General features: G+C 65.2%; 21 protein-coding genes (1 of these 21 only partly in view). 14 read left to right on the top strand and 7 right to left on the bottom strand.

Annotation, left to right across the window (positions count from 1 at the left end):
• Positions 1–3 carry the final stretch of a ParB/RepB/Spo0J family partition protein gene (locus U5A56_RS30685; RefSeq protein ID WP_044848820.1) on the top strand. It extends 1,029 nt beyond the left edge of the window, so only the last 3 of its 1,032 coding nucleotides appear in the window; its start codon lies off the left edge, out of view; it ends in the stop codon at positions 1–3.
• A gap of 90 nt (positions 4–93) precedes the next feature.
• Here U5A56_RS30685 and U5A56_RS30680 read toward each other — a convergent pair whose 3' ends face one another.
• Positions 94–1,410: a replication initiation protein gene (locus U5A56_RS30680; RefSeq protein WP_044848821.1), complete on the bottom strand. Its 1,317-nt coding sequence runs from the start codon at positions 1,408–1,410 to the stop codon at positions 94–96.
• A 2,529-nt stretch (positions 1,411–3,939) separates the two neighbouring features.
• Between U5A56_RS30680 and U5A56_RS30675 the strand changes: the two genes are divergently transcribed.
• Positions 3,940–4,266 carry a hypothetical protein gene (locus tag U5A56_RS30675; protein WP_044848822.1) on the top strand — a complete coding sequence of 109 codons (327 nt, stop codon included), beginning with the start codon at positions 3,940–3,942 and terminating at the stop codon, positions 4,264–4,266.
• Positions 4,267–4,591: 325 nt separating this feature from the next.
• On the opposite strand, the gene gcvA is transcribed toward U5A56_RS30675, so the two are convergent.
• Positions 4,592–5,497 carry a transcriptional regulator GcvA gene (gene gcvA, locus U5A56_RS30670; RefSeq protein ID WP_044848823.1) on the bottom strand — a complete coding sequence of 302 codons (906 nt, stop codon included), beginning with the start codon at positions 5,495–5,497 and terminating at the stop codon, positions 4,592–4,594.
• Between the two features lie 140 nt (positions 5,498–5,637).
• Here gcvA and U5A56_RS30665 point away from each other — a divergent pair, with 140 nt between their 5' ends.
• The 3 genes from U5A56_RS30665 to U5A56_RS30655 all read left to right on the top strand — a co-directional run bounded on the left by U5A56_RS30665 (position 5,638) and on the right by U5A56_RS30655 (position 8,342).
• A complete protein-coding gene (locus U5A56_RS30665; protein ID WP_044848824.1) occupies positions 5,638–6,927 on the top strand; it encodes an adenylosuccinate synthase in 1,290 nt (429 codons plus the stop codon).
• 236 nt (positions 6,928–7,163) lie between these two features.
• Complete coding sequence (locus tag U5A56_RS30660; RefSeq protein ID WP_044848839.1) at positions 7,164–8,105, top strand: LysR family transcriptional regulator; 942 nt, start codon at positions 7,164–7,166, stop codon at positions 8,103–8,105.
• Positions 8,106–8,201: 96 nt separating this feature from the next.
• Complete coding sequence (locus U5A56_RS30655) at positions 8,202–8,342, top strand: hypothetical protein (protein WP_193759798.1); 141 nt, start codon at positions 8,202–8,204, stop codon at positions 8,340–8,342.
• A 99-nt stretch (positions 8,343–8,441) separates the two neighbouring features.
• On the opposite strand, the gene U5A56_RS30650 is transcribed toward U5A56_RS30655, so the two are convergent.
• The 3 genes from U5A56_RS30650 to U5A56_RS30640 all read right to left on the bottom strand — a co-directional run bounded on the left by U5A56_RS30650 (position 8,442) and on the right by U5A56_RS30640 (position 11,206).
• Positions 8,442–9,155 (bottom strand): dienelactone hydrolase family protein, encoded by a 714-nt coding sequence (locus U5A56_RS30650; protein WP_044848825.1) that lies wholly within the window; start codon positions 9,153–9,155, stop codon positions 8,442–8,444.
• Positions 9,156–9,468: 313 nt separating this feature from the next.
• Positions 9,469–9,780, bottom strand: coding sequence for a DUF4148 domain-containing protein (locus U5A56_RS30645; protein WP_044848826.1), 312 nt, complete (start codon positions 9,778–9,780; stop codon positions 9,469–9,471).
• Between the two features lie 460 nt (positions 9,781–10,240).
• Positions 10,241–11,206 (bottom strand): GlxA family transcriptional regulator, encoded by a 966-nt coding sequence (locus tag U5A56_RS30640; RefSeq protein ID WP_044848827.1) that lies wholly within the window; start codon positions 11,204–11,206, stop codon positions 10,241–10,243.
• Positions 11,207–11,430: 224 nt separating this feature from the next.
• Between U5A56_RS30640 and U5A56_RS30635 the strand changes: the two genes are divergently transcribed.
• The 9 genes from U5A56_RS30635 (at position 11,431) to U5A56_RS30595 (ending at position 21,379) form a co-directional block, all read left to right on the top strand.
• A complete protein-coding gene (locus U5A56_RS30635) occupies positions 11,431–12,072 on the top strand; it encodes an HD domain-containing protein (protein ID WP_044848828.1) in 642 nt (213 codons plus the stop codon).
• A gap of 345 nt (positions 12,073–12,417) precedes the next feature.
• A complete protein-coding gene (locus U5A56_RS30630) occupies positions 12,418–12,873 on the top strand; it encodes an antitoxin Xre/MbcA/ParS toxin-binding domain-containing protein (RefSeq protein ID WP_044848829.1) in 456 nt (151 codons plus the stop codon).
• Entirely contained in the window at positions 12,870–13,349 is a 480-nt protein-coding gene (locus U5A56_RS30625; protein WP_044848830.1) for an RES family NAD+ phosphorylase, read from the top strand. The genes U5A56_RS30630 and U5A56_RS30625 overlap by 4 nt, the downstream gene beginning before the upstream one ends.
• A gap of 118 nt (positions 13,350–13,467) precedes the next feature.
• Positions 13,468–13,890 (top strand): hypothetical protein, encoded by a 423-nt coding sequence (locus U5A56_RS30620; protein ID WP_044848831.1) that lies wholly within the window; start codon positions 13,468–13,470, stop codon positions 13,888–13,890.
• Between the two features lie 247 nt (positions 13,891–14,137).
• Positions 14,138–14,677 carry a hypothetical protein gene (locus tag U5A56_RS30615; RefSeq protein ID WP_044848832.1) on the top strand — a complete coding sequence of 180 codons (540 nt, stop codon included), beginning with the start codon at positions 14,138–14,140 and terminating at the stop codon, positions 14,675–14,677.
• Positions 14,678–15,294: 617 nt separating this feature from the next.
• Positions 15,295–16,545, top strand: coding sequence for a metallophosphoesterase family protein (locus U5A56_RS30610; protein WP_124489712.1), 1,251 nt, complete (start codon positions 15,295–15,297; stop codon positions 16,543–16,545).
• A 3-nt stretch (positions 16,546–16,548) separates the two neighbouring features.
• Positions 16,549–20,019: an ATP-binding protein gene (locus U5A56_RS30605; RefSeq protein ID WP_321926208.1), complete on the top strand. Its 3,471-nt coding sequence runs from the start codon at positions 16,549–16,551 to the stop codon at positions 20,017–20,019.
• A 121-nt stretch (positions 20,020–20,140) separates the two neighbouring features.
• Positions 20,141–20,665, top strand: coding sequence for an HD domain-containing protein (locus U5A56_RS30600; RefSeq protein ID WP_044848835.1), 525 nt, complete (start codon positions 20,141–20,143; stop codon positions 20,663–20,665).
• Positions 20,666–20,674: 9 nt separating this feature from the next.
• A complete protein-coding gene (locus U5A56_RS30595; RefSeq protein WP_321926206.1) occupies positions 20,675–21,379 on the top strand; it encodes a DUF429 domain-containing protein in 705 nt (234 codons plus the stop codon).
• A gap of 162 nt (positions 21,380–21,541) precedes the next feature.
• Here U5A56_RS30595 and U5A56_RS30590 read toward each other — a convergent pair whose 3' ends face one another.
• Together U5A56_RS30590 and U5A56_RS30585 are read right to left on the bottom strand one after the other, a co-directional pair.
• Positions 21,542–22,012, bottom strand: coding sequence for an ATPase (locus U5A56_RS30590; RefSeq protein WP_124489723.1), 471 nt, complete (start codon positions 22,010–22,012; stop codon positions 21,542–21,544).
• Between the two features lie 266 nt (positions 22,013–22,278).
• Positions 22,279–22,500, bottom strand: a 222-nt coding sequence (locus tag U5A56_RS30585; protein WP_321926205.1) for a hypothetical protein, incomplete at its 5' end; no start/stop codon positions are given.

The following is a 22,500-nucleotide window of genomic DNA, read 5'->3' as shown; positions in this document are numbered from 1 at the left end:
TAGCCGCGCCAAGACAAAGGCCCCGCGCCTGCACGGCACCGCGCAACCGGATGAAGTCCGGCGCGCGGCGCATGCCAGGCTGCGAGGCCTTGATCAGTTGGTCGCGAGACTGCTTTTCAGCAGGAATTCCAGCAGGTCGTCCGAAGTCGGTTCGCCCCAGGTGTCGATCGCCAGCCAACGGAAGAAACTGGTTTGCGCCAGCTTGCTCGCCTTCTTCTTCGGCGACAGCGTGAGATCCTTCGAACCGGCCACCGTCTCGTTGTAGCGCTCGATCAGCTTGGTCTGGTCGTCGATCTCCAGTTCGCGGAAATACGCACCGGCTTCGTCGACCTTCGCCGCCAGGTATTTGTCGCGAATCTGTTCCTGCTTGCTCTGCGCGGATTCCTTTGCCGGCGCGGCCGTTTCGGTCCCCTGACCGTCGGCCAGCGTATAGCCGTGTGTCAGCGCCTTGCGGAAATACGCGGCCACGTTGTCGACAGGGGCTGCATTCTTCTTCGTAGTCCGATTGAGCGTATAGGCGATTGCCGCCTTGATGCGCTGCACACCGTACTGCGTGATCAGCCGGCGCGCTTCCGAACGCGGGATGCCGAACTTGGCGACTTCGTCGACGAGTGCTTCGTTCTTGACGTCGCCTTCCTCGACCATATCCGCGCTCTGCTTGCGCGTCACTTTGAACTGGACGGCCTCCACGCTGCGACCTGACTTGTGTTCGATCAGCTCGAGCGTATGGTCGGAAACTTCGTTCACCTCCTGAATGCACGGCACCAGGACCTTGCTCTTGAAGAGCTTGTACTCCTTGTACGATTGCGACGCCTTGTCCTGACCGAGGATGAGATCGCGGAATTTTGGCAGCGGAATCTTCGCCGTGATGCCGATCCCCTCGTAGCGCACCGTGTTTTCCCACAGCGCAAGCGAGTGCGAGCGCCGAAACTCGCGCGCGATCCGCATATCGATGAGCGCGTAGATCTCCGGATTGAGCAGCTCGCTGCGAATCTGGTCGGAGAAGCTGTACTTCAGCACCGATTGCTCGAGTTCGGCGCCGGCGAGCAGGCCCGACGCCTTCCACACCGTCGAGCGGTCGGCCGCAAGGTAGTCCCAGTTGACGACGGTACTGATCAGCGAGTTGACCGTGTCCTTCACGTACTTCGTGTTGTTGCTGTTCAACCCGCTTTCGTGCGAGAGCGCGGCGATCGAGATCGAGAAGCTCGTCCGGCCGGGCTCGAACGCTTCCTGACGAAGGGCATTCTTGATCAACGAGCTGAACATCTTGCGCTGCTGCAGCCCGATCTTTCCGGACTTCGGAGCGATATGAATGGCCTGGACCGCCTTGCGCAGCAGATCGGGAGGCTCGGGCGTCTGAAATAGCGAAACCTGCTTGTCGGAGCCTTTGATTGCGGGCTTGCGCGGCATCGTGATGTCCGGAGAAGGTGACCGTGTTGATGGCGGACTTTATACCTTTTCCAGCCACCGAGCAACGTCTCTTTCTACGGTATCACTTTCACTATCGATGCTAAGTTCCTGTCACAAAAGGAAAAAACTAGTTTTTCCTATTTGTTCGGAGCCCCATATCCATATACCTTTTGGTCAATAACAGCTCCCAAAACCTTCTACCTGTGTGGTTTGTCGCCAGGATCCGGCATGGGACTTGCCCTATCAAAGGTACCCATTCATGGGAAACAATCGACTCGAACTGGATTGGCGAACCCGATTCGTGGTGCCATGCAACACGATCTGCGTTCCTCCCATAACGCGCTACCTTCGACACGCCCCATGAATGGGTACCTGTCGAAATCCACCGGCGTGGCGTTTTGTGTTCAACGGTGTCCGACAGGCGAAAATGCTCCCCATGGATGACTACCTTCAGATTCCCCCACAGAAGGTAACCTTTCTACCGGCCTGATCCTGTTTATGGGACGCCACAACTATAGGGACGAGCCAAACGAGATCACGCGGTCAATACAGGCACCCATAAACGACTACCTGAAGTCCGCCCCATAACCGGCTACCCCACATAAAATGCTGTGCCCGGCGGCACCAACCGATCAGCTGGAACGCACCATAAATGGCTACCAATGGATTCCCCCATAGAGGGCTACCTGAAGTGTTTTTGGTCCGAATTCCCATAACAGGCTACGCGTGCCCCATATCCACAACCCCCATTTCCCACAACGCGGTACCCGATTCCCCAAATCCACAGACCTGAAACCCCATACTCTTCCGCCTGTGCTCCCATAAATGGGTACCGAACACCTGTCAAACCCTTGCCAGACAAGGCTGTGAGCCGTCTAAAAGTAGTTAAAGAAGTAAACGTTGTTTACCAAAGATGTAAACACACGTGTGCCTGTGCAGAAAAACAACCCCCATAAACCGCTACCAAAGGGACTCCAGCGGGCTCGACGGGCACAGCAATCCGGGTCTCCAGCCTGTGGATCCCCCGATATGTGACCTCATTCTGCGAGCCTCCCAGGCCTGACAAGGCTTCGCAAGAGGGTGAGTACCTACTAACAAGCGCTCAAACGTAGAAACTTATGGGATGGAATCCGCGTTTTCGGGACATAGGTTCCCATCTATGGGATCGGAAAATGCGCACAGCGGGAGGTTTCTCCGTCCGGGATTACCCGTAGAAAACGGCCATCGCACCCGCACAGGAATACTGCGGGTAGGCTTCAGGGCAGTGAGAAATGACCGGAATTCATCCGCAAGCGGTTATTTTTGCGTCTGTGCCCGCGCTTCCGTGGATAAGTCTTCGGCTATCGCGCGCCGGCTCGTCCGACACTTTTCAGTCAGTGACCGGTGCGCGGACGAAACCCCGAGCCCTTGCTCCGTTCATTTGGCCTCATAGTTTTCTACCTTTGGGCCTGTATCGGAATCGGTACGGGATCTCGACAGACCGGACAAGAATTGCATCCCTGTGCCGGTCGACACGACGATCAAACGCGCTTCGGTCACGGCGATCCCGGCATGGTTCCGAACGTGAGGCGAGTCAACCAGGCTCACGCTCGCTGGAAACATACTCGAATCCCGAAAATGCTCACCGTCGGAAGTTGTCGGATCTTGTAAAGGCTCACCGACTAGCTCCTCGCAGGTTGATGGACCGTCCGTGCGACGCGTCCGCACGAGATAAGGGCACCCGATGGAAAAGCTGTGGCGTATGCGCGCAGCGCCAGACGCGCCGGCGTGCTTGTCGCACAGGCGCAAAACGCTTCGTGATGCAGATACGATGACGCGCGCAGCGCAGGCGCTCATGCGACTGCATCGTACGATGCAGATGCGCGATCGTGAACGAATGCCGATCGAAGCGCTCACCTTGTGCGGCAGATGTCATCTTCCCAGAAGTGGCGACGAATCGCGCCGAACAGGTAACCATGCAAGCGGCCACCGGTTACCCGATCGTTCGCATCGGATCGGGCCGACGTGTAGTGGAACGGGGCGGACTCGGCACGGAACGATTCGTGGTCATTTATGGGAGGAGCCGTCGTTCGCGCGGCCGCAAATCGCAACATGGCGCACAGGTCCGCGATTCCGTCGCATGTTCCGCTCATGAGGCAACGATCGCGTTGCGGGAGCAGCAAATTCCACGGATGAAACAGTCGGCGTCGTACGCGGGCGCGGTGCGCCGAAGCGGATCTCGTCCTCATCGGCAACCTGCATCGTATCGACGGAACAATCCGCTTCGTCACATGTTTGCGGCGGTCGCACACGTCGCGTGATGTATTGCCGTGTCGCTGCGAAACGAGGATCCGGCGGGCACGCGGGAGACGTGACGATGCGACGTTTCCCATACATGTATCCCCAAGAATGTGCGCACGATAGCGCCACATTTTTTGCAACGCGGTTATGATGCAAAGGCCCTGATCGCGAGATGAAGACCGGCCAGGGGCAGGGGCGGTATCTCGATGTACTTTCACTCCGTGACCAATCAGAAAAGAGAGTTCAGCGATGCGAATCCAGATCAAAAAACTGACGCTGGCTGCTACGGCAGCGGCGTTCCTCTTCGGCTCGGCTGCTCCGGTGTTCGCGCAGACCGACGCCAGCGCACCGGCCGCATCCGCCGCTTCGGATGCGAAAGCTGCGAAGCGTGAAGCACGCAAGGCAGCACGGGCAAAACGCAAAGCCGAACACAAGGCAGCGCGCGCGAAGAACAACGCCGAACTGAAGAAGCTCGAAGACGCGGGTTACAAGCCGGCGGCCAACGATCCGAACTACCCGCAGAACCTGCAGAACGCTGAGAAGAAGGCGGGCGAAGCCGCGGGCGCCAGCCAATAAGCGTCCGTCGCGAGAAAAGCCCCGGCTCGAGCCGGGGTTTGTCGTTTGTGCTGCGGAAACGCGATGCGTGTCCGGGCACCCATGCGGGTATCACATCCGCATCAAATGATTCGATGTCCTTTGTTTTTAGATGAAATGGAAACCATCTCGATGCGTTGACTCTTCCTGCTCTGTCCGTCCTGTTCAGACTAGTAGTAATCCTGCTGAATGAAAAAAACGTTGGATAAAGGGCGAGGCGAAAGACGTTCAAGCATGAGCAATACGCGGCGTCGCAACGGCGCCCGAAACCCACACCGACCGAGCGATCGTCGCCGTCAGAACCTGGTCAGCGCCGCGCGTTCGCTGCCGCCGCATTCCCCGTCACTTTCAGCCAGTCCTTGAATGCCCGCACGGCTTCGTCCTCCGCGCGCGCAGCCGCCACATAAGTGAAGTAGCGCCACGGCGGCAGTGCCGGTTCGCTGAACGGCTGCACCAGCCGGCCTTCGGCGATGTCGTCCGCGACGAGCGCGATCGGCCCCATCGCGACGCCGAGACCGTCGAGCGCGCCTTGCAGCGTCAGATAGAAATGCTCGAGCGTGAGCGAATGCCGCGGCACCAGATTCGCGTGCCCCGCTGCCGCGAGCCACTCGGGCCACATGCCGGGATAGGTCGCCGCATGCAGCAGCGTGAAGCCCGCGAGATCGGCAGGCGTACGCAACGGCCTGCCCTCGAGCAGCTTCGGCGCGCATACGGGTAGCCTGACTTCGGACAGGAATTCCTCGGCGACATAGCCGTCGATTGCCTGCGGGCCGCCGCGGACGATCAGGTCGACCTTGTCGCGCAACTTCTCGATCGGCTCGTTCGATGTCGACAGCCGCACTTCGACGGCCGGATGGGCGACCTGGAACGACGACAGCTTCGGCACGAGCCAGCGCAGCGAAAACGTCGCGGGCGCGCTGACGCGCAGCACGCGCTGCTGCCCCTGGCCGAAATGCTGCGCGGTGGCCAGCGCAATCCGGTCGAACGATGCACCGACCTCGGCGAGGTACGCGCGACCGGCATCGGTCAGGTCGACCCGCCGGTTGTGCCGCTCGAACAGCGGCCGGCCAAGCCACGCCTCCAGTTGCTGGACATGCCGGCTGATCGCGCCATGCGTCACGCACAGCTCGTCGGCGGCGAGCGTGAAACTGCCGTGCCGGGCCGCGGCTTCGAACGCGCGCAGCGAATTCAACGGAGGGAGTCGTCGGGCCATTCATCGTTTAGCGTGAGTTTTACTCACGCGAATGCTCAGATTTAATCGTTTGATCGGGCGATCATGCTTCGCCAATATGGCACACAAACGGCCGATCCGGCCGGAATATGTGTCTGAATTTCTCACATGGAGTGTGGAGCATGCCGAACGTGGTGGTGGTGGGCGCCCAATGGGGTGACGAAGGCAAGGGGCGCGTCGTAGACTGGCTGGCGGCGCAGGCCGATCTTGTCGCACGCTACAACGGCGGCCACAACGCGGGCCATACGCTGGTCGTCGGCGACAAGACGTACAAGCTCGCGCTGTTGCCGAGCGGCATCGTGCGCGGCAAGCGCGGCGTGATCGGCAACGGCGTGGCGCTCGATCCGGAGGCGCTGCTGGCCGAGATCGGGCGGATGGCCGAGCTTGGGCTGTCGGTGACGCCGGACAATCTGTCGATTGCGGAGAACGCCACGCTGGTCCTGCCGATTCACCGTGCGATCGACCAGGCGCAGGAGCGTCTGCGTCGCGAACCCATCGGCACCACGCTGCGCGGGATCGGGCCGGCCTACGAGGACAAGGTGGGGCGCCGCGGGCTGCGGGTTGCCGATCTGGCGGAGCCGGACCGGCTTGCCGACAAGCTCGACGTGCTGGTCGATCACCACAATGCATGGTTCCGCGGCCTGGGGCTCGAGCCGTGCTCGCGCGACGCCATGGTTGCAATGCTGGTCGACATCGCACCGAAGATCTTGCCGTTCGTGCGTCCCGTGTGGGCCGACCTCAACGACGCGAACGAGCGCGGCGAGCGCATCCTGTTCGAGGGCTCGCAGGCCGTGATGCTCGACATCGACTGGGGCACGTATCCGTTCGTGACGTCGTCGGGCACCGTTGCATCGGCCGCGGCGGCCGGCACCGGCCTCGGCGCGTCGAAACTCGGTCACGTGCTGGGCGTGACCAAGGCGTACGCGACGCGCGTCGGCGGCGGCCCTTTCCTCACCGAACTGAACGACGCCACCGGCGAAACGCTGCGCGCACGCGGACAGGAATTCGGCGTCAACACGGGCCGGCCGCGCCGCTGCGGATGGCTCGATGCCGCGCAGTTGCGGCAGGCCGTGCGGATCTCGGGTATCGATTCGCTCGCGCTCACGAAGCTCGACGTGCTCGACGGCTTTGCGTCGATCGAGCTGTGTGTCGGCTATGAACTCGACGGCGCACGCGTCGACCATCTGCCCGCGAGCCTCGATGCGCAGGCGCGCGCAACGCCCGTCTATGAAACGTTCGCCGGATGGGACGGGACCGTGAAGGGCGTGCGCGAGCGTGCGGCGCTGCCGCGTGCCGCACAGGATTTCATCGCACGCGTCGAGGCGGTCGCGGGCGCGCCCGTATCGATGATCACGACGGGCGCCGAGCGCGACGACACGATCGTGCTGAGCAATCCTTTCGACCCGGCGTGAGCGCGACGCGGCACGCGCAATGCGTGCCCGGCAGGCCGCCGCCATGCGGCCTGCATCGCTCCGGTGCCGGTCGTCCTGCGGCATGGGTTGTCGCGTGAACGACGGCCTGCCGCGCGGCGCACGGCAAACTGGACACGCCTGCATCGCTGCGGTACTGTTCCGCACGATTCGCGCCAGACCGGCCCGTGCCGGGGCGGGCGCCGCTGCGAAGCGATTTCAATCCCGGGGACATGTCGATGGACACGTTACAGATGATGCGCATTTTCGTCCGGGTGGCGGAGGAGGGCAGCTTCACGAGCGCGGCCCAGCGCCTGGACATCACCACCGCCTACGCATCGCGTTCGGTCGCGCAACTCGAAACGCACCTGCGCACCCGTCTGCTCAACCGGAGCACGCGCCGCATCGCGTTGACCGACGCCGGACAGCGCTATCTCGACCGATGCCAGCGCATCCTCGGCTATATCGACGAAGCGGAAGCCGAGGCGGCCGATGCGCAGGCGAAGCCGTCGGGGCGCCTCCATGTGCACGCGACGACCAGTTTCGGCCAGGCCTACCTGGTGCCCGCAGTGGTGCGATACCGGCAGCGCTATCCGTCGGTGGCCGTCGAGCTCACGCTGTCGCAGCACGTGCCCGACATCATCGACGAAGGCTACGACGTGTCGCTGCAACTGAGCGCGACGGAGTTGCCCGACTCGGGGCTGGTGTCGCAGCGGCTCGGCGATGTGCACAGCGTGCTGTGCGCGTCGCCGGCGTACCTGAAGGAACGCGGGACGCCGCGCACCGTGCGCGATCTCGAAGCGCATGCGTGCCTGCAGATCGTCACGCCGATCTTTCCGCGCGACCGCTGGCATCTCGACGGCCCCGACGGTCGCGAGACGTTCGAACTGCCGCTGGCGGATTTCCAGGTCAACATCGCCGACGCGCTTGGCGCCGCGTTGCGCGCCGGCCTCGGGATCGGTTCGTTGCCGATGTCGACCGCGGTGCCCGCACTGGCGAGCGGTGCGCTGGTTCGCGTGTTGCCCGAGTACCGACTGCAGAAACTGACGGTCTACGCGCTGTACGCGTCGCGCCAGTACCTCGACGCGAAGATCCGTACCTTCGTCGATTTCCTGCGTGAATGCGTGCCTGAAATGCTGTCCGCCGACGAGGCTGCGCTGCGCGGTTCCTGCGAGTCCTGAGCGAAGGTGGACGACGTGTGCCGGATCGCATGATGCGGCACACGCATCGTCCTTGAATCCAGGTTCCGGCTGCGCAAGATCCTTTGCATACCTAAATTGATGGTGAAAAAGACACGGCACGACTTCACCGACCGGCTGCATCGCTCGATGCGCGCCGTTATGGAAACCCTGCTTTCGATATCGGAGATCGTCGGTTCGGTGCGAAGCGTCGAGCGCGCGCCACCGCCGCTCGCGTAACGCAATCCTTGCCGCATACGACGACGCCACGGATGCAAGTCCGTGGCGTTTTGCTTGACGTGCATCGCTGCACGGCAGTGGCGGATGCCTGCTGCGGTATTACTGCTGCTTGTCCCAGAGCGTGCGCCCGAAGAACGTGAGCGTGCGATCCCACGCGATCTGCGACCACACCGGATCGAACTGCGTGCCGCCGATGCGGCCGGGGCCGACGGCCGTTTCGTTCGCGAACGCGTGATGCGCGAGATAGCGGTGGAATTCGACGTCGACCTTTGCATCGGTCAGCTTCTTCTCCAGCGCATCGACCTGGTCGATCGCGAAGAACGCATCCTGCGTACTCCAGTGACCCATCAGCGGCACCTTGATCTTCGACGGGTCGAGGTAGTCGAGCGGAGGGAAGCCGTACCACGTGACGCCGGCGGCCGCCTCGGCGAACTGCAGCGACAGCAGCGTGAGCGCGCCACCCATGCAGAAGCCGGTGACCGCCACGCGCGACGCGTGCGTCTTCAGGTAGTGCACCGCGCCGGGAATGTCCTGCGACGCGGCGTCGCCGAAATCGAGGCCCGTCATCAGGTGGTGCGCTTCTTCCTCCTCGACCGTCGACTTGCCGCGATACAGGTCGGGCACGAGCGCGAAGTAGCCGCAGCGCGCGAGGCGATCGGCGACGCCGCGGATCTGGTCATTCAGGCCCCACCACTCCTGGATGACGACGACCGCGGGTGCGCCTTCGGTCTTTTCCGGCGTGGCGAGGTAGCCCTGCAGTTCCTGGCCGTCCGGACGGCGAAACGTGATCATGGAACCGGATGTTTGAGACATGAAACCGCTCCTTTTCGAAAAATGCGATGAGTGCGGCATCGGGTCGGCCAGCGAGTGCGGTATGCCCGGTGAGTCGAGGTCTCGCTCGCGTTCGCTTCGGCCGGCGCCGACCACGCGGCCATTCTATGCGCAAACGCCAGCGGTCTGCGTGAACGGCGCGATGCGGCGGCCGATTCGCGCGCGCGCGTCGATCGGGCGTCGTGCGGCGCGCATGACGCGTGCGCCCAAAAACACAACACCCCGCCCCGATGGACGGGAGCGGGGTGTTGCGTCGGCAACGGGCGTATCGCGGAATGCGTCGCGTGCGGCAGTCTTACTGACCGAAATAGACCGAGTCGCGAGCGTTCTGCTTGACCGCGATCGCGCGGCCGGCACGCACGCCGGCGGCGGCCTGTGCGCCGTAACCCGTCGCGTCGCCGTTCGTCACGCGCGCCTGCGCGGTCTGCAGCGCATTCGGGTAGTGGACATCGGAGACTTCCGGCTTGTACCCGGCCTGTTCGAGCTGCACGAGCTCTGCGCGGACCTGGGCACGCGTCAGTTGGTCCGACGGGTTCGACTGAGCGAATGCGCCAAACGATGCGGACAGGGCGCTGGCAGCGGTGACTGCGTAGATGAACGACTTCATGATGACCTCCGGTTTTCGTAGATTTCGCGCTTCGCTTGTTGCGTTGAGCGGTTGATTTGCATCGTAGCGATCGCGATACCGGTCGGAAATAGGCGTTCCAGCGAATGATTATTGCAACTGGGTAAACGATTCGCGGAAAAAACGGGTTTTGTCGGACGATTGTTGGCGTGCCTGACGGCGGTCACGGGTTGCGGTGGGGCATGATCGTCGCGGCGGCGGTGAGTCGAGCATGGCATGTCGACGCAAGTACGACGGGCCGGCGCGCTACAGGACAGGAGCGTATGGCGACCGAACGCCGACCTTGGCCCCGAGCTTGGCCGATAGAAAGCTCAATTGAATCGGATAACGAAGTATTGATGGTGGGCAAGGAAAGCCGCACGCCCCATCGCGTTGAAATCGAGACCAGCCTTCCTTCGCGCATCGACGGGAATGCCCGTGCCGTCTCGTCGCGCGTACCACATCACGCGTCGACGATCGCCTGCCGTTTCCGGTATTCGGCAGGCGTGATCCCGACATGCCGTGCGAACGACCGTCTGAGCGTATCGACATTCGCGAAGCCGCATTTCGCGGCGACCTGCTTCGGCGTGTCATGTCCGTTTTCGAGCAACTGGCGAGCCGCCGCGACGCGGGTCGCTTCGACCCACGAGGCCGGCGTCATGCCGACCTCTGCGCGAAAGAGCCGTGCGAAGTGGCGCGGGCTCATGCCCGCATGCTTCGCGAGTTCCGCCACCGAGTGCTCGAGTTCCGGATGACTGGCGATCCAGCGCTGGACTTCCTGCAGCACCGAACGCCCCGCCGGGCGCGCCGCGCCGCTGCGGCTGAACTGGAGCTGCCCGCCCGGGCGCTTGAAGAACATGACGAGTTGCGCGGCGACGCGCCGCGCGATTTCCCGGCCGAGATCCTCCTCGACCAGCGCAAGCGCGAGATCGAGGCCGGCCGTGACACCGGCACCGGTGCGCAGCTTGCCGTCGCGTACGTACAGCGCATCCGCTTCGACGGTGAGCGACGGATAGGCGGCGGCGAGCGCATCGGCCGCGGCCCAGTGCGTCGTCAGGCGTCGTCCTTTCAGCAGGCCGGTCGCCGCGAGGATGAATGCGCCGGTGCAGATCGAGCCATACCGTTTGCTTTGCACGGCGGCCGATCGAAGCCACGCGAGCACGTCGGTGCGCAGCGCGATCCGGCCGGCACCCGGTGCACCGGCAACGAGCAGCGTGTCGATGCGATCGGGAATGTCGGGAGCGATCCAGTCGGCCAGCAATTGCGCGCCCGATGACGCGCGGATCGGGCCGGACTCGCTCGCGATGATCCGCAGCGTATAGAACGGTTTGCCGCTTTCGGCGTTTGCCTGTGCGAATACGTCGAGCGGCGCGGAGACGTCGAGCAGTTGTACGCCCGGTACCGCGAAAATACCCACGACCTTCGGCATGTTCGGTTGCGTGATGTGTCGATGTGTCGAATGTGACGCGTAGCAGTATAGACGCGCGGTGCGATGCGACGGGCGGGGCATCGGCGCATTACGCGGGTGCGATTCGATGGTTCCGGCAGTGGTGGCCGTCGATCGAGCAAAATGGCACGATTTGGCGTAATACGCCGATTGATGCCAAACGACGGTCTCCGCAGAATGAATGCTGTCTTCCAAGGAGATCGATCATGACTGTGAACGTCGCCGGCATCACCCTTCCCGATAGCCAGCTCGCGCGCGAGATCACCGAACTCGTACGGGATACCGAGTCCGAGCTGCTGTTTCATCACTCCAGCCGCGTGTACTACTTCGGTGCGCTCGCGGGCCAGCGCCGCGGGCTGAGCTACGATCCCGAACTGCTCTATTGCGGCTGCATGTTCCATGACATGGGGCTCACGCATCGACACAGCAGCGCATGTGAGCGATTCGAAGTGGACGGCGCCAATGCCGCGCGCGATTTCCTGAAGAGCAGGGGCATTTCGCAGCAGGACATCGACCTCGTGTGGACCGCGATCGCACTGCACACCACCCCCGGCATTCCGCAGCACATGCATCCGGTCGTCGCGCTCGTCACCGCCGGTGTCGAGATGGATGTGCTGGGCCTCACGTATCCGGAGTACAGCGACGTCGAGCGAGAAGCCGTCGTCCGCGCGCATCCGAGGAGGCCGCGCTTCAAGGAAGACATCATCCAGGCGTTCTACGACGGTATCCGGCACAAGCCGGACACGACGTTCGGCAACGTGAAGGCCGATGTGCTGGCCGACAAGGATCCGCATTTCCATGCAGGCAATTTCTGCAGCGTGATCCGAGCGTCGGCGTGGGCCGGTTGATCGGTGTCGGTGGCGGGCGGGGCGGGGGGAAGGCAACCGGTGCGACGCATGTCGAATTCGGTGGCCGGACGTGGCGGGCGCCGTTTCGTCGATGGAATATTCATTAGAAAAGTTGTTACGTGACAACTTCATGACGTCAGTCAGCGACTTCATATACTTGAATTTCACGATCCCGCTCCAGACGCGCATCTCCGGCCGCGCGTGCCGGGGCGGCGAGCGGGAAGCCCCGTTTCGCCGACACCCGCAATTGCCCGCCGTCGACCGGTCGTCGACCGCCTGACGACCGAATCCGCCCGTCTTCGGCAAAACGCCTATAATGATTGGGCAAATTGCCGGAGAAGAGTCATGAGTACGATCGCGTTTCACCCTTCGGGCGTCGCGCACCCGCGCCAGGCCGAGTTCACGATCCTCGAGCAACTGCTCGCGATTCGCGTGCGCTCGGGCGCCGATCTCGCGGAGTTGGCGAGCGCGCGCGTCGACGTCGCGGTGATCGACCGGCTGTCGGAGCGCGGCCTGAAGTCGGACGAACTCGCCTTCATCATCCCGCGGCGCACGCTGAGCCATCGCCGCCAGGCGCACGAACGGCTGTCGCAGGAGGAGTCCGACAAGGCGATCCGGCTGGCGCGCATCGTCGCGCAGGCGACGGCCACGTTCGGCGACCAGGACAAGGCGATGGCGTGGCTGCGCAACGGGCTCCAGCGCTTCGGCGGACGCACGTCGCTCGACATGGCGAGTACCGAGCATGGCGCGCGGCTCGTCGAGGAAGCCCTCACGCAGATCGACGAGGGGTACTTCGCTTGACGACGCTGTGGCGCATCAGCAATTACGCGGACCTGAAAGGCATCGGCGGATTGCGGGCCGGCGGGCGCTGGCATTTTGCCGGGCAGCCCGTCGTCTATCTCGCCGAGCATCCGGCGCTCGCGCTGCTCGAGACGCTCGTTCACTTCGAAATCGCCACCGTTGCGCAATTGCCGAGCGGCTACCAGCTGCTTCGGGTCGAGGTGCCTGAATCGGTGGATGTTGCCGAGATCGCGGAGGGCGATGCGCCGGCCGACTGGCGAGAGGACGTCGACTGGACCCGCAGCGCCGGCACCGAGTGGCTGCACACGCAGCCGAGCGCCTTGTTGCGCGTACCGAGCGTCGTCGTGCCGCACGCGCACAACTTCCTGTTGAATCCGCTGCACCCTGCCGCATCCGGGATCCGCATTGCCGAAGTCATGCAGTCGCCGTACGACAGCCGGATTCTGCGGCTGATCCAGTCGAACAAGAGCGAATAGGGCTGATTGCGCGTCGTCGCGCGGCACCGCGCCGATCAGCGCCCACCTGCGGCTCCGGTCTGCCGGTCGCGGCGGGCAGGGTGCTGCACGTCACCAATGCGGAACATGAAGGCGGCACATGGCAGCAACGATCGATGAACAGAACGGCCACGCATCGTGGCAAGGGGGCGCCGTGACGAACGCGCATCTGCTCGAAATGGACGCCATCCTGTCGGGCCCGGGGTTTTTCGATTTTCTCGGCGACGTCGATTGCGATCGCGCGCTGGCCAGCCGCGAGGCGGAGCCGTTCGACGCCGGCTGGATGACGGCATTCGACGAAATCGACGGCGATCCGGGCGCCGTGCTGGACAAGCCGGCCGTGGATGCCCTGAGGGAAAAGGCGTTCAGGCTCGCGTTCCGGGCATCGGGGAATGCCGACATCGCGGCGTGCGTGTCGGATGACATCGAGCTGATCGCGCGAAGCCGGCTGTCGGGCCGCACCGACGGCTGGCCGTCACGCGTTCTTTGGGATACCTACACGAACGGCCGGTTTCCCTGCTAGCCGATGCGGCGTACCGGATGCGCCGAGGCATGCGATCGGACGATGCCAATCACGTGCCTGCCGCGATGATTGTCAAACAGTGTGAGTCAATCGTCAGCATTTGCAACGGAAGTAACAGTCCCCGCAATTCGATGGTTTCGGGCGTGGGTGCGGCTACATTGGCTCCACCTGCCGCACGTCGCGGTGAGGCATGCGACAAGCCGCACGAAGGCGGCCCGCAGCAACAACGTCTTTGGGGAGAATGACCATGAACAAGATTCGCACGATTCTGCTTGGCGCCGCGCTGACGGCAATCGCATCGGCCGCTTTCGCACAAACGGCCCAGACGGGCGCAGAAGGTTCCGCCGGCGTCGGTGCACAAGTCCAGACGCCGCTGCTCGGCGGCGGCGTGGGCGTGCAGGCGGGTGCAGGCGCGAATGCCGCGGGCTCGGGGTCGGGCGCAGGCAACCTGGTCGGCGGTGCGCTGAACGGCGTGGGCAAGACGGTCGGCGGCGTCGGCTCGGCAGCGGGCAACGCGGTTGGCGGTGCGACGCAGGCGGTCGGCTCGGCTGCAGGTTCGGCGAAGGATGCCGCGACATCGGCCGTGCACACGACGAAGTCGCACGTGAAGCACGTTGCATCCTCGGCAAAGAGCCACGCGCAAGGCGCGGTGTCGACGGCGGGTGATGTCGCAGGCGGCGCGAAGGCGAAGGCCGGCGAAGCGCTCGAGGGTGCGGCGAACTCGGTGCAGGGCGGCGCATCGGTCGGCGTGAAGGGTTCGGCGTCGGCACAAGGCGGCGCGCTGTAAGCGATACGCTTTCAGCCAAGGCCCGGCCCGCTTCGATGCGGGCCGGGCTTTTTTTTCGGCGCGCGCCGCGCATCGCGGCCGCGTCAGTGTGCCGCGAACCGGAACAGGCGTGCCGCGCACCCTCTGCCCATTGCCTGCCCGCCATGCTTAAATAGCGGGGCTCCCGGTCGCCGGTAGCCCTTGCGCGGCACCGGTCGATGCAGGCAAGCATGTCCGATCGGCAGCGTGACGACAGACGACTCCAAAGCGCCGCCGCGGCCCGCCCGGCGTGGTCCGATAACATTCCGAGGCATCACGGCCATGACCATCCCGTTCCGTCTTCTCGCGCTTGCCTGCGTGCCGCGGCTCGCGGCTTGCGCGTCACCACCCATGCCGCACGGCGAGTGACGCGTGCGGGGTGCGCACGGTGGGCGCGAGGCCGGATGAATTCGCGGCGCTCGCTTTCAGGTACCATCCCGACCCGCTGGCGACGGGCGGCACGATCGGTGCGGACGAGCGCCGCCACCTGCGACGGCGCATCCGGCGGCGGTCCGGCCTGCGACCAGCAGCCGCGCGTCGTTCGACGGCGCACAATGCCGGTCGACATCGCCCTTTCGTCATGAACCAGAGGAATCTTCGTGAAGTTCATCCACGCCGCAGACATTCACCTTGACAGCCCGCTGCACGGCTTGAGCGCGTATCCGGATGCGCCGGCCGCGCAGTTGCGCAATGCGTCGCGCGAGGCGCTGCGGCAGCTCGTGGATCGTGCGATCGAAGAGGAAGTCGCGTTCCTCGTGATCGCCGGCGACCTGTACGACGGCGACTGGAAGGACCACAACACCGGCATTTTCTTCGGCCAGCAAATGGGCCGCCTGCGCAAGGCCGGCATTCGCGCATTCGTGCTCGGCGGCAATCACGATGCCGAAAGCGAGATGACGAAGAAGCTGACCTTGCCCGACAACGTCACCGTGTTCGGCCACCGCAAGCCGGAAACCTTCAAGCTGCCGGAATTCGACGTGGCGCTGCACGGGCAGAGCTTCAAGGACAAGGCCGTCGTCGACAATCTCGCGATCGGCTATCCGGATCCCGTGCCGGGCCATTACAACATCGGCGTGCTGCATACCGCGCTCGAAGGCTATGCGGCGCATGCGAACTATGCGCCGTGCTCGCTGGCAGAATTGCATGCGAAAGGCTACGACTACTGGGCGCTCGGCCACGTGCACGAATTCCAGCATTGGTCGGGGCCGTCGACCGTCGTGTTTCCCGGCAACCTGCAGGGGCGCCATATCCGCGAGACGGGCCGCCGCGGCGCGGTACTCGTGACGGTGGAGCAGGGCCGCACGCACGTCGAGCGTCTGTACCTCGACGTGCTGCGCTGGGAGGCGTTGTCGGTCGACGCGTCCGATTGCCTGACGGTCGCCGACCTGTCGAGAAAGATCGGCCAGTCGCTGGAGACGCTGTTGAGCGTCGATGGCCACGTGCCGCGCGCGGTGCGCGTGACGGTCACGGGCCGCACGCCCGCGCACGGTCTCTTCTTCGGCCGTGCGCCGCAATTGCGTGCGGAGGTGCTGAACCAGATCGGCATCATCGGCAACGAACGGCTGTGGCTGGAGAAGGTCCGGCTCGCGACGTCCGCGCCCGTGCAGCCGCAAGGCGAGAGCGAGCAACTCGAGGCGCTGGAGGATCTGAAGCAGATCCTGGCCGATGCCGCACACGATCCGGATTTTCTCGCGCTGCTCGAACGCGACCTGAAGCCGTTCGTCGGCAAGGTGCGCAGCGACGTGAAGGAAGAGGTGCCGCTGCTGACGATGGCGCGCGCCGGCGAACTCACGGCGCTGGTCGAGCAGGTCGGTCCCGCGTTGCTCGCGCGGCTGGCGAGGGGGGAATAAGCGATGCGAATCAGCCAGCTCGACCTGATCAAGTACGGCAAGTTCACCGACGAGACGCTGCGCTTTCCGTCGGCCGGCCAGGATTTCCACGTGATCGTGGGGCCGAACGAGGCCGGCAAGTCGACGATCCGGACGGCCGTGTCGGAACTGCTGTTCGGGATGAAACTGCAGACCCCGCTCGACTTCCTGCATGCGACGCCCGAACTGCGGATCGGCGGCGTGCTGGAGGGCGGCGCCGGCGCGCTCGCCTTTCATCGCGCCCGCGGGCGCAGTCCGCTGCGCACGCCCGCCGACGACAAGCTGCCGGACGACTATCTCGACGCCATCCTCGACGGCGCGACGCGCGAGTTCTTCGAACAGATGTTCGGGCTCGACCACGGGCGGCTCGTCGACGGCGGCCGGAGCATTCTCGACGCGTCCGACAAGCTCGGCCAGGTGCTGTTCGAATCGGCGGCGGGTGTCGGCACGCTCGGCCCCGTGCGCGAGGAACTCGACGCGCGCGCGGCGGAGCTGTGGGCGCCGCGGCGCAGCGGCAGCGCATTCGCGCAGGCCGAGACTTCGTTCAACGAAGCAGTTGGCGAACTGAAGGCAGTCCAGGTGCGCACGCGCGACTGGGTCGATCGCAAGGAGGCGCGCGACGCGGTCGAGCAGGAGATCGAGCAGGCGCGCGCGGAGCAGCGTCGCCTCGAAGCGTTGCGCTCGAAGCTCGAGCGCGTGCGGCGGCTGGCGCCGTACCTGAAGGAACTGACGATCAAGGAAGTGGCGCTGGCCGAACTGGGGACCGTCGTCGAGCTGCCGCCGACCGCGTATGCCGACTTGCTGAAAGCGCAAGGCGATCTCGCGGCCGAACAGAAGGTGCTCGAGGAACGGCGCGCGGACCTGCTCGCGAAACGGCAGGCACGTGATGCGATCGATCCGGATGCCGATGCGCTGGCGCTCGAAGCCGATATCGAAGCGCTCGACCGGCTGCGCGGCGCATGCATGAATCATGCACAGGATCTGCTGTTGCTCGGCACGGACGTCGAGCGGCATCTGTCCGCCGCGGGTTCGGCCGCCGCGCAGCTCGGCTGGCCGACCGATGAGACGTCGCTGCGCGCGGCCCTGCCGACCGCGCTGTCGCTGAAGACGGTCGCGAACCTGCTGCGCGACCACGGCGCGCTGCATCAGGCGCTGGCCGGCGCGCGCGAGTCGCTCGACGAGCGCACGCAGGAACTCGCGCAGGCACAGGAACAGCTGGCGCGCCTGTCGACCGTCGATGTGCCTGAAGCGCTTCGTGCGGCGCTCGCCGATGCGCAGGGCTTTCGCAATAGCGGGCAGCGTGAACAGGCACTCGAACGCGACATCGCGGCCGCCGAGCAGACGCTGTCCGACGCGCTCGATGCGCTCGGCCAGTGGCGCAAGCCGGTCGACGCGCTGCGTGCGCTCGACGTGCCGTCGGCGGCTCGGCTCGGTGTGCTGCTGACCGAAGCGAGCGAACGCGCGAGCGCGGCCGCCGCCGCACGCGATGCACGGGACGGCGCGCAGGAAGAACACGAGCGGCTCGAACTGCAGGAGAAGCATTTCGCTCAGACCCACAAGGTCGTCACGACCGCCGAGGTGCTGGCGGCGCGCGCTCGCCGCGATGGCGCCTGGGGCGACGTTCGCAGCGGCGCGGTGGATCTCGCAACCGGCGCGCCGGCCGTCGACGATGCAATTCGCCTTGCCGACGAACTCGTCGATGCGCAGCTCGGCGCCACGCAAGCGGCGGCGACACTGCAATCGCTGCGTCAGCAGGTCGAATCCGCGCGCGTCGTGTTGACGCGCCGACAGGCGACCGTGGACGAGCGCGAACGCGAGCTGGCGGCACATCGCGACGCGTGGGCCGAACTGGCGACGACGGCCGGCGTGCCCGGCATGCCGCTGGCGGCGATGGGCGACTGGCTCGCCAAGCGCGACACGGTGTTTGCCGCGCAGCTCGAGCTCGACCGCCTGCGCCGCGAATTCGCGACGATCCGCGATGCGCGGGCCGGCGCGGAAGCCGCGTTGCGTTCGGCGCTGCGCATGGTATCGCGCGGCGGCGACGCCGACGGCCTGACGGCACTCATCGCGATCGCCGGGACGTTCGTGCAGTCGGCGGAGAAGACGCTCGCACAAAAGGACAGCCTGGAGGACCGCGCGCGCGAAGCCGAACGCGGATGCGCGACGGCTCGTTCGCGCGCCGGCCAGGCCCAGACCGCCTACGATGCGTGGCACGTGCAATGGCGCGACGCGCTTGCCGACGCGAAGCTGTCCGCCCATGCGGTGACGCTGGCTGCCGCGGAAGGTGCGCTCGCGCTCGCGAATACGGTGACCGCCGAACTGGCCGACGCCGATGCGCCACGCAACCGGATGACCGCGATCCGCGCGGAGCTGGCCGCGCTCGAGGCCGGTGCACGGCGACTGGCCGAAGCGCTCGAGCCCGCGTGGCTGGCGAGCGGCGACTGGCTGGACGTTGCGCGCCGGTTGACGATGCGCGTTGCGGCCGCACGGGAAACCGCGCGTGCGATCGGTCGTGCCGACGACGCGGTGCGGCAAGCCGACGGCAAGGTCGCCGATGCCGCCGCCGCGGTGGCGGGCGCGGATGCACGCATTCAGCCGTTGCTGCAACTGGCCGGCGTCGCGTCGATCGACGCGGCGCTGCCACTGGCCGAGCAATCGGACCGGCAGCGTCAGCTTCGACAGGCCGTCGATGCCGCGAAGGAGGCGCTGGTGCGCGACGGCGACGGCTTGTCCCAGCCGGCCGTCGAGGCCGAGGTCGCTGAACAGGACATCGCCGACGTGCCCGCGCATCTCGAAGCGGTGAAGCAGTCGCTGGGCGACGTCGGCACGCGCCTGAACGCGCTCGCGCAGCAGCAGGTCGTGGCCCGGCAGGCATTCGGCGCGATCGACGGCCAGGCGAATGCGGCCGTGGCCGAAGCAAAGCGGCAGGAAGCGCTCGCGGCGATGGGCGATGCAGCGGAACAGTATCTGGAAGCGGCGACCGCGAGTCGCTTGCTGAAGTGGGCGACCGATCGTTATCGCGACCAGAAGCAGGGGCCGATGCTGCGCCGGGCGGGCGAGATTTTCGCGGGACTCACGCTGGGAGAATTCGCGCGGCTGACCGTCGACACCGAACGGACGCCGCCCGCGCTGTATGCGCGGCGCACGAAGGGCGCGTCGGTCGAGGTCGCCGGCCTGAGCGAAGGGACGCGCGACCAGTTGTTCCTCGCGCTGCGGATCGCGGCGCTCGAACTGCAGCTCGCCAGCAGGACCGGGCTGCCGTTCGTTGCCGACGACCTGTTCATCAACTTCGACGATGCACGTGCGAAGGCGGGGCTCGAGGCGCTGCGCGATCTGTCGACGCGAACCCAGGTGCTGTTCCTGACGCACCACGATCACCTGCTGCCGCTCGTGCGGGACGTGTTCGGCGCGCAGGTCAACGTGGTCGCGCTGCAGCGCGAGGCAGCCGGCGCATGACACCGGGCGGCCCGATGTCCCGATACGTGGGAATGGTCATCGCGTACAGGTAGTATGTGCGGTTCCGAAATGCACGCGACCGGTTCTGCCGGTCACGGGTCCGGCCACACGAGGGATCGATATGAACAAGCTGGTAGCTGCGATTGCGTTCGCGGCGGACAAGCATCGCAATCAGCGGCGCAAGGACGACGAGGCGTCGCCATACATCAATCATCCGATTGCGCTGGCCGCGGTGCTGGCCAACGAAGCCGGCATCGAGGACGAGCGCGTGATCGTCGCGGCGGTGTTGCACGACACGATCGAGGACACGGAGACCACCGAGCAGGAACTGCTGCGGCTGTTCGGCAAGGACGTCGCGGACATCGTGATGGAAGTCACCGACGACAAGTCGTTGCCGAAGGACGAGCGCAAGCGCCTGCAGGTCGAGCATGCGGCGACGATCAGCCGCCGCGCGAAGCTCGTGAAGCTCGCGGACAAGATCTGCAACCTGCGCGACATCGCCCGGCATCCGCCCGCGGACTGGCCGCTCGAGCGCAAGCAGGCGTACTTCGACTGGGCGAAGTCGGTCGTCGACCGGATGCGCGGCGTACATCCGGGCCTCGAAGGGATCTTCGATGCCGCGTACGACGCGCGGCCGGCCGACTGACGCGCGGCCATGCGGGCGGCCCGATCCCGATCCGCCGAGCGGTCACTGCCTGCGGTGGCGGGCGTCGACGTGGGCGGCGACAGGAAGCAGTGCGACCTCGTGATCCTGCGCGGCTCGACGATCGTCCGGCGCGAGGCGCGGATCGCGCCCGAAGCGCTGCCTTCGCTGTGTATCGAGCATGACGTGGTGGCGGTCGGCGTCGACGCGCCGAGCCTGTGGTGGACCGGAAGCGGACGCCGGGCGGCCGAGCAGGCGCTCGCGCGTGAACGGATCTCATGTTTCCCGACGCCGTCGCGCGAGCAGGCCGTGGCCAGCACGTCGGGCTTTTTCGACTGGATGTTCACGGGGGAGCGCGTCTACCGTGCGCTGGCCGGCGCCTATCCGCTGCTGACCGACGCACGGTATGCCGGCGGGCGCGTGAGCTTCGAGACTTATCCGTACGCGATTACCTGCGCGATGCTCGGCAAGGCGATTGCGTCGGCGAAGCAGAAGCGCAACCAGCGGCGGCAATTGCTCGCGCAACTCGGAATCGACGTGTCGACGCTGCGATCGGTCGACGCGCGGGACGCAACGCTGTGCGCATTGACCGCGCAATACGTGATCGACGGCAGCGCACACGCGTATGGCGATGCGGAGGGCGGGTATATCCGTGTACCGGTCGTCGGCGAGACGATCGTTCTCGATACGCTCCAGTCACGGGCCGCGGCTCGCTGATACCCGTGAACCCTTGGCAGCAAGGGTGAGCTTTTTCGGGACGCGCATCGGATTGTCGACGTCACGGTGTCGAGCAGGGACAGCCGGTCGGCATGTGCGGAGCAGGTGGCGTGCGCATCGACATAGGCAGTCGACGCACCGTATGCCTCACGGCCGTGAGGCTCAGTCTTCGAGAATGGACTTCGGCACGCTGGAGAGATCGCAGGCATCGGCCTGCTCGAAGTAGCCTTGCGCATCGTCGATCATCACGACCGCGACGTCGATCAGTTCGTCGAGCCGCTGCAGCAGCGATTCGCGCCACTCGATGTCCTCGTCGCGCTCGGGCGTCTTGTCGAGCTGCTCGATGATCGAGTCGGCGGTCTGCAGGAACGGGATCGCCTGTTGATAGTTTTCGATCGAGACCATCGCTGCGTTGCGCGCGCCGACGAGCCGTTCACGATGCTCGTCCGCCAGTTCGGACTCGCCGCTGATGCGCGGCAGGACATCCGAGATGCGTTGCAGGAGCGGCGGGACCTGTTCTTCGAGCATGACGGCGCGCTCGCGCAGCGCGGCGTATTCATCGCGGAGATCGGCGTCGCCGGATTGTGTGGTGCTGTCCATCGTCGGTGTGAGTGCGTTGTTCGATCGCGGCATGATACTCGACGGCGCGCGCCCCTTCGTTTGTTCCGCAGCCGGATGACGAGAGCGCGACGCCAATACGGAGCGCGGAGGAACAGAGGATGTCGTCGACCGCCTATATCTAGGAGGAAAGAAGGCGGCATCCCGGATCCGCCGTGGACTTCTCGCGCTGCAGTATGTATTGAGCGTGACACCCCAAGCCCCCGTGCGCGGCAGCGCACGAGGGCTTTTCAAAATATTTTCACAAAGGGGGTTGCGCAGACGAGGGCGGGTGCTTAGAATCACGCCTCTTTCGCGCTAACGGAAACGCAGCGCGGGAGAAGAAGGGAAGCGGTGCTGTCGGGCGGGTCGTAGCGGCCTCGGCGGTGCAGGAAGTTGAACCCCAGCCGTCGCAACGAAGCAGTTAAAAAGTTGTTGACGAACTGAAAAAGACGGTTCATAATCTCGCTTCTCTGCTGCTGAAAACGCAGCGCTGCTGAGGAAACCTCCGGGTCCTCGCAGAA

Origin of the sequence: Burkholderia sp. BCC1998 (assembly GCF_905339875.1) — a bacterium.
In the GTDB taxonomy this organism is placed as follows: Bacteria; Pseudomonadota; Gammaproteobacteria; order Burkholderiales; family Burkholderiaceae; genus Burkholderia.
This window is presented reverse-complemented; position numbering and strand designations above follow the sequence as displayed.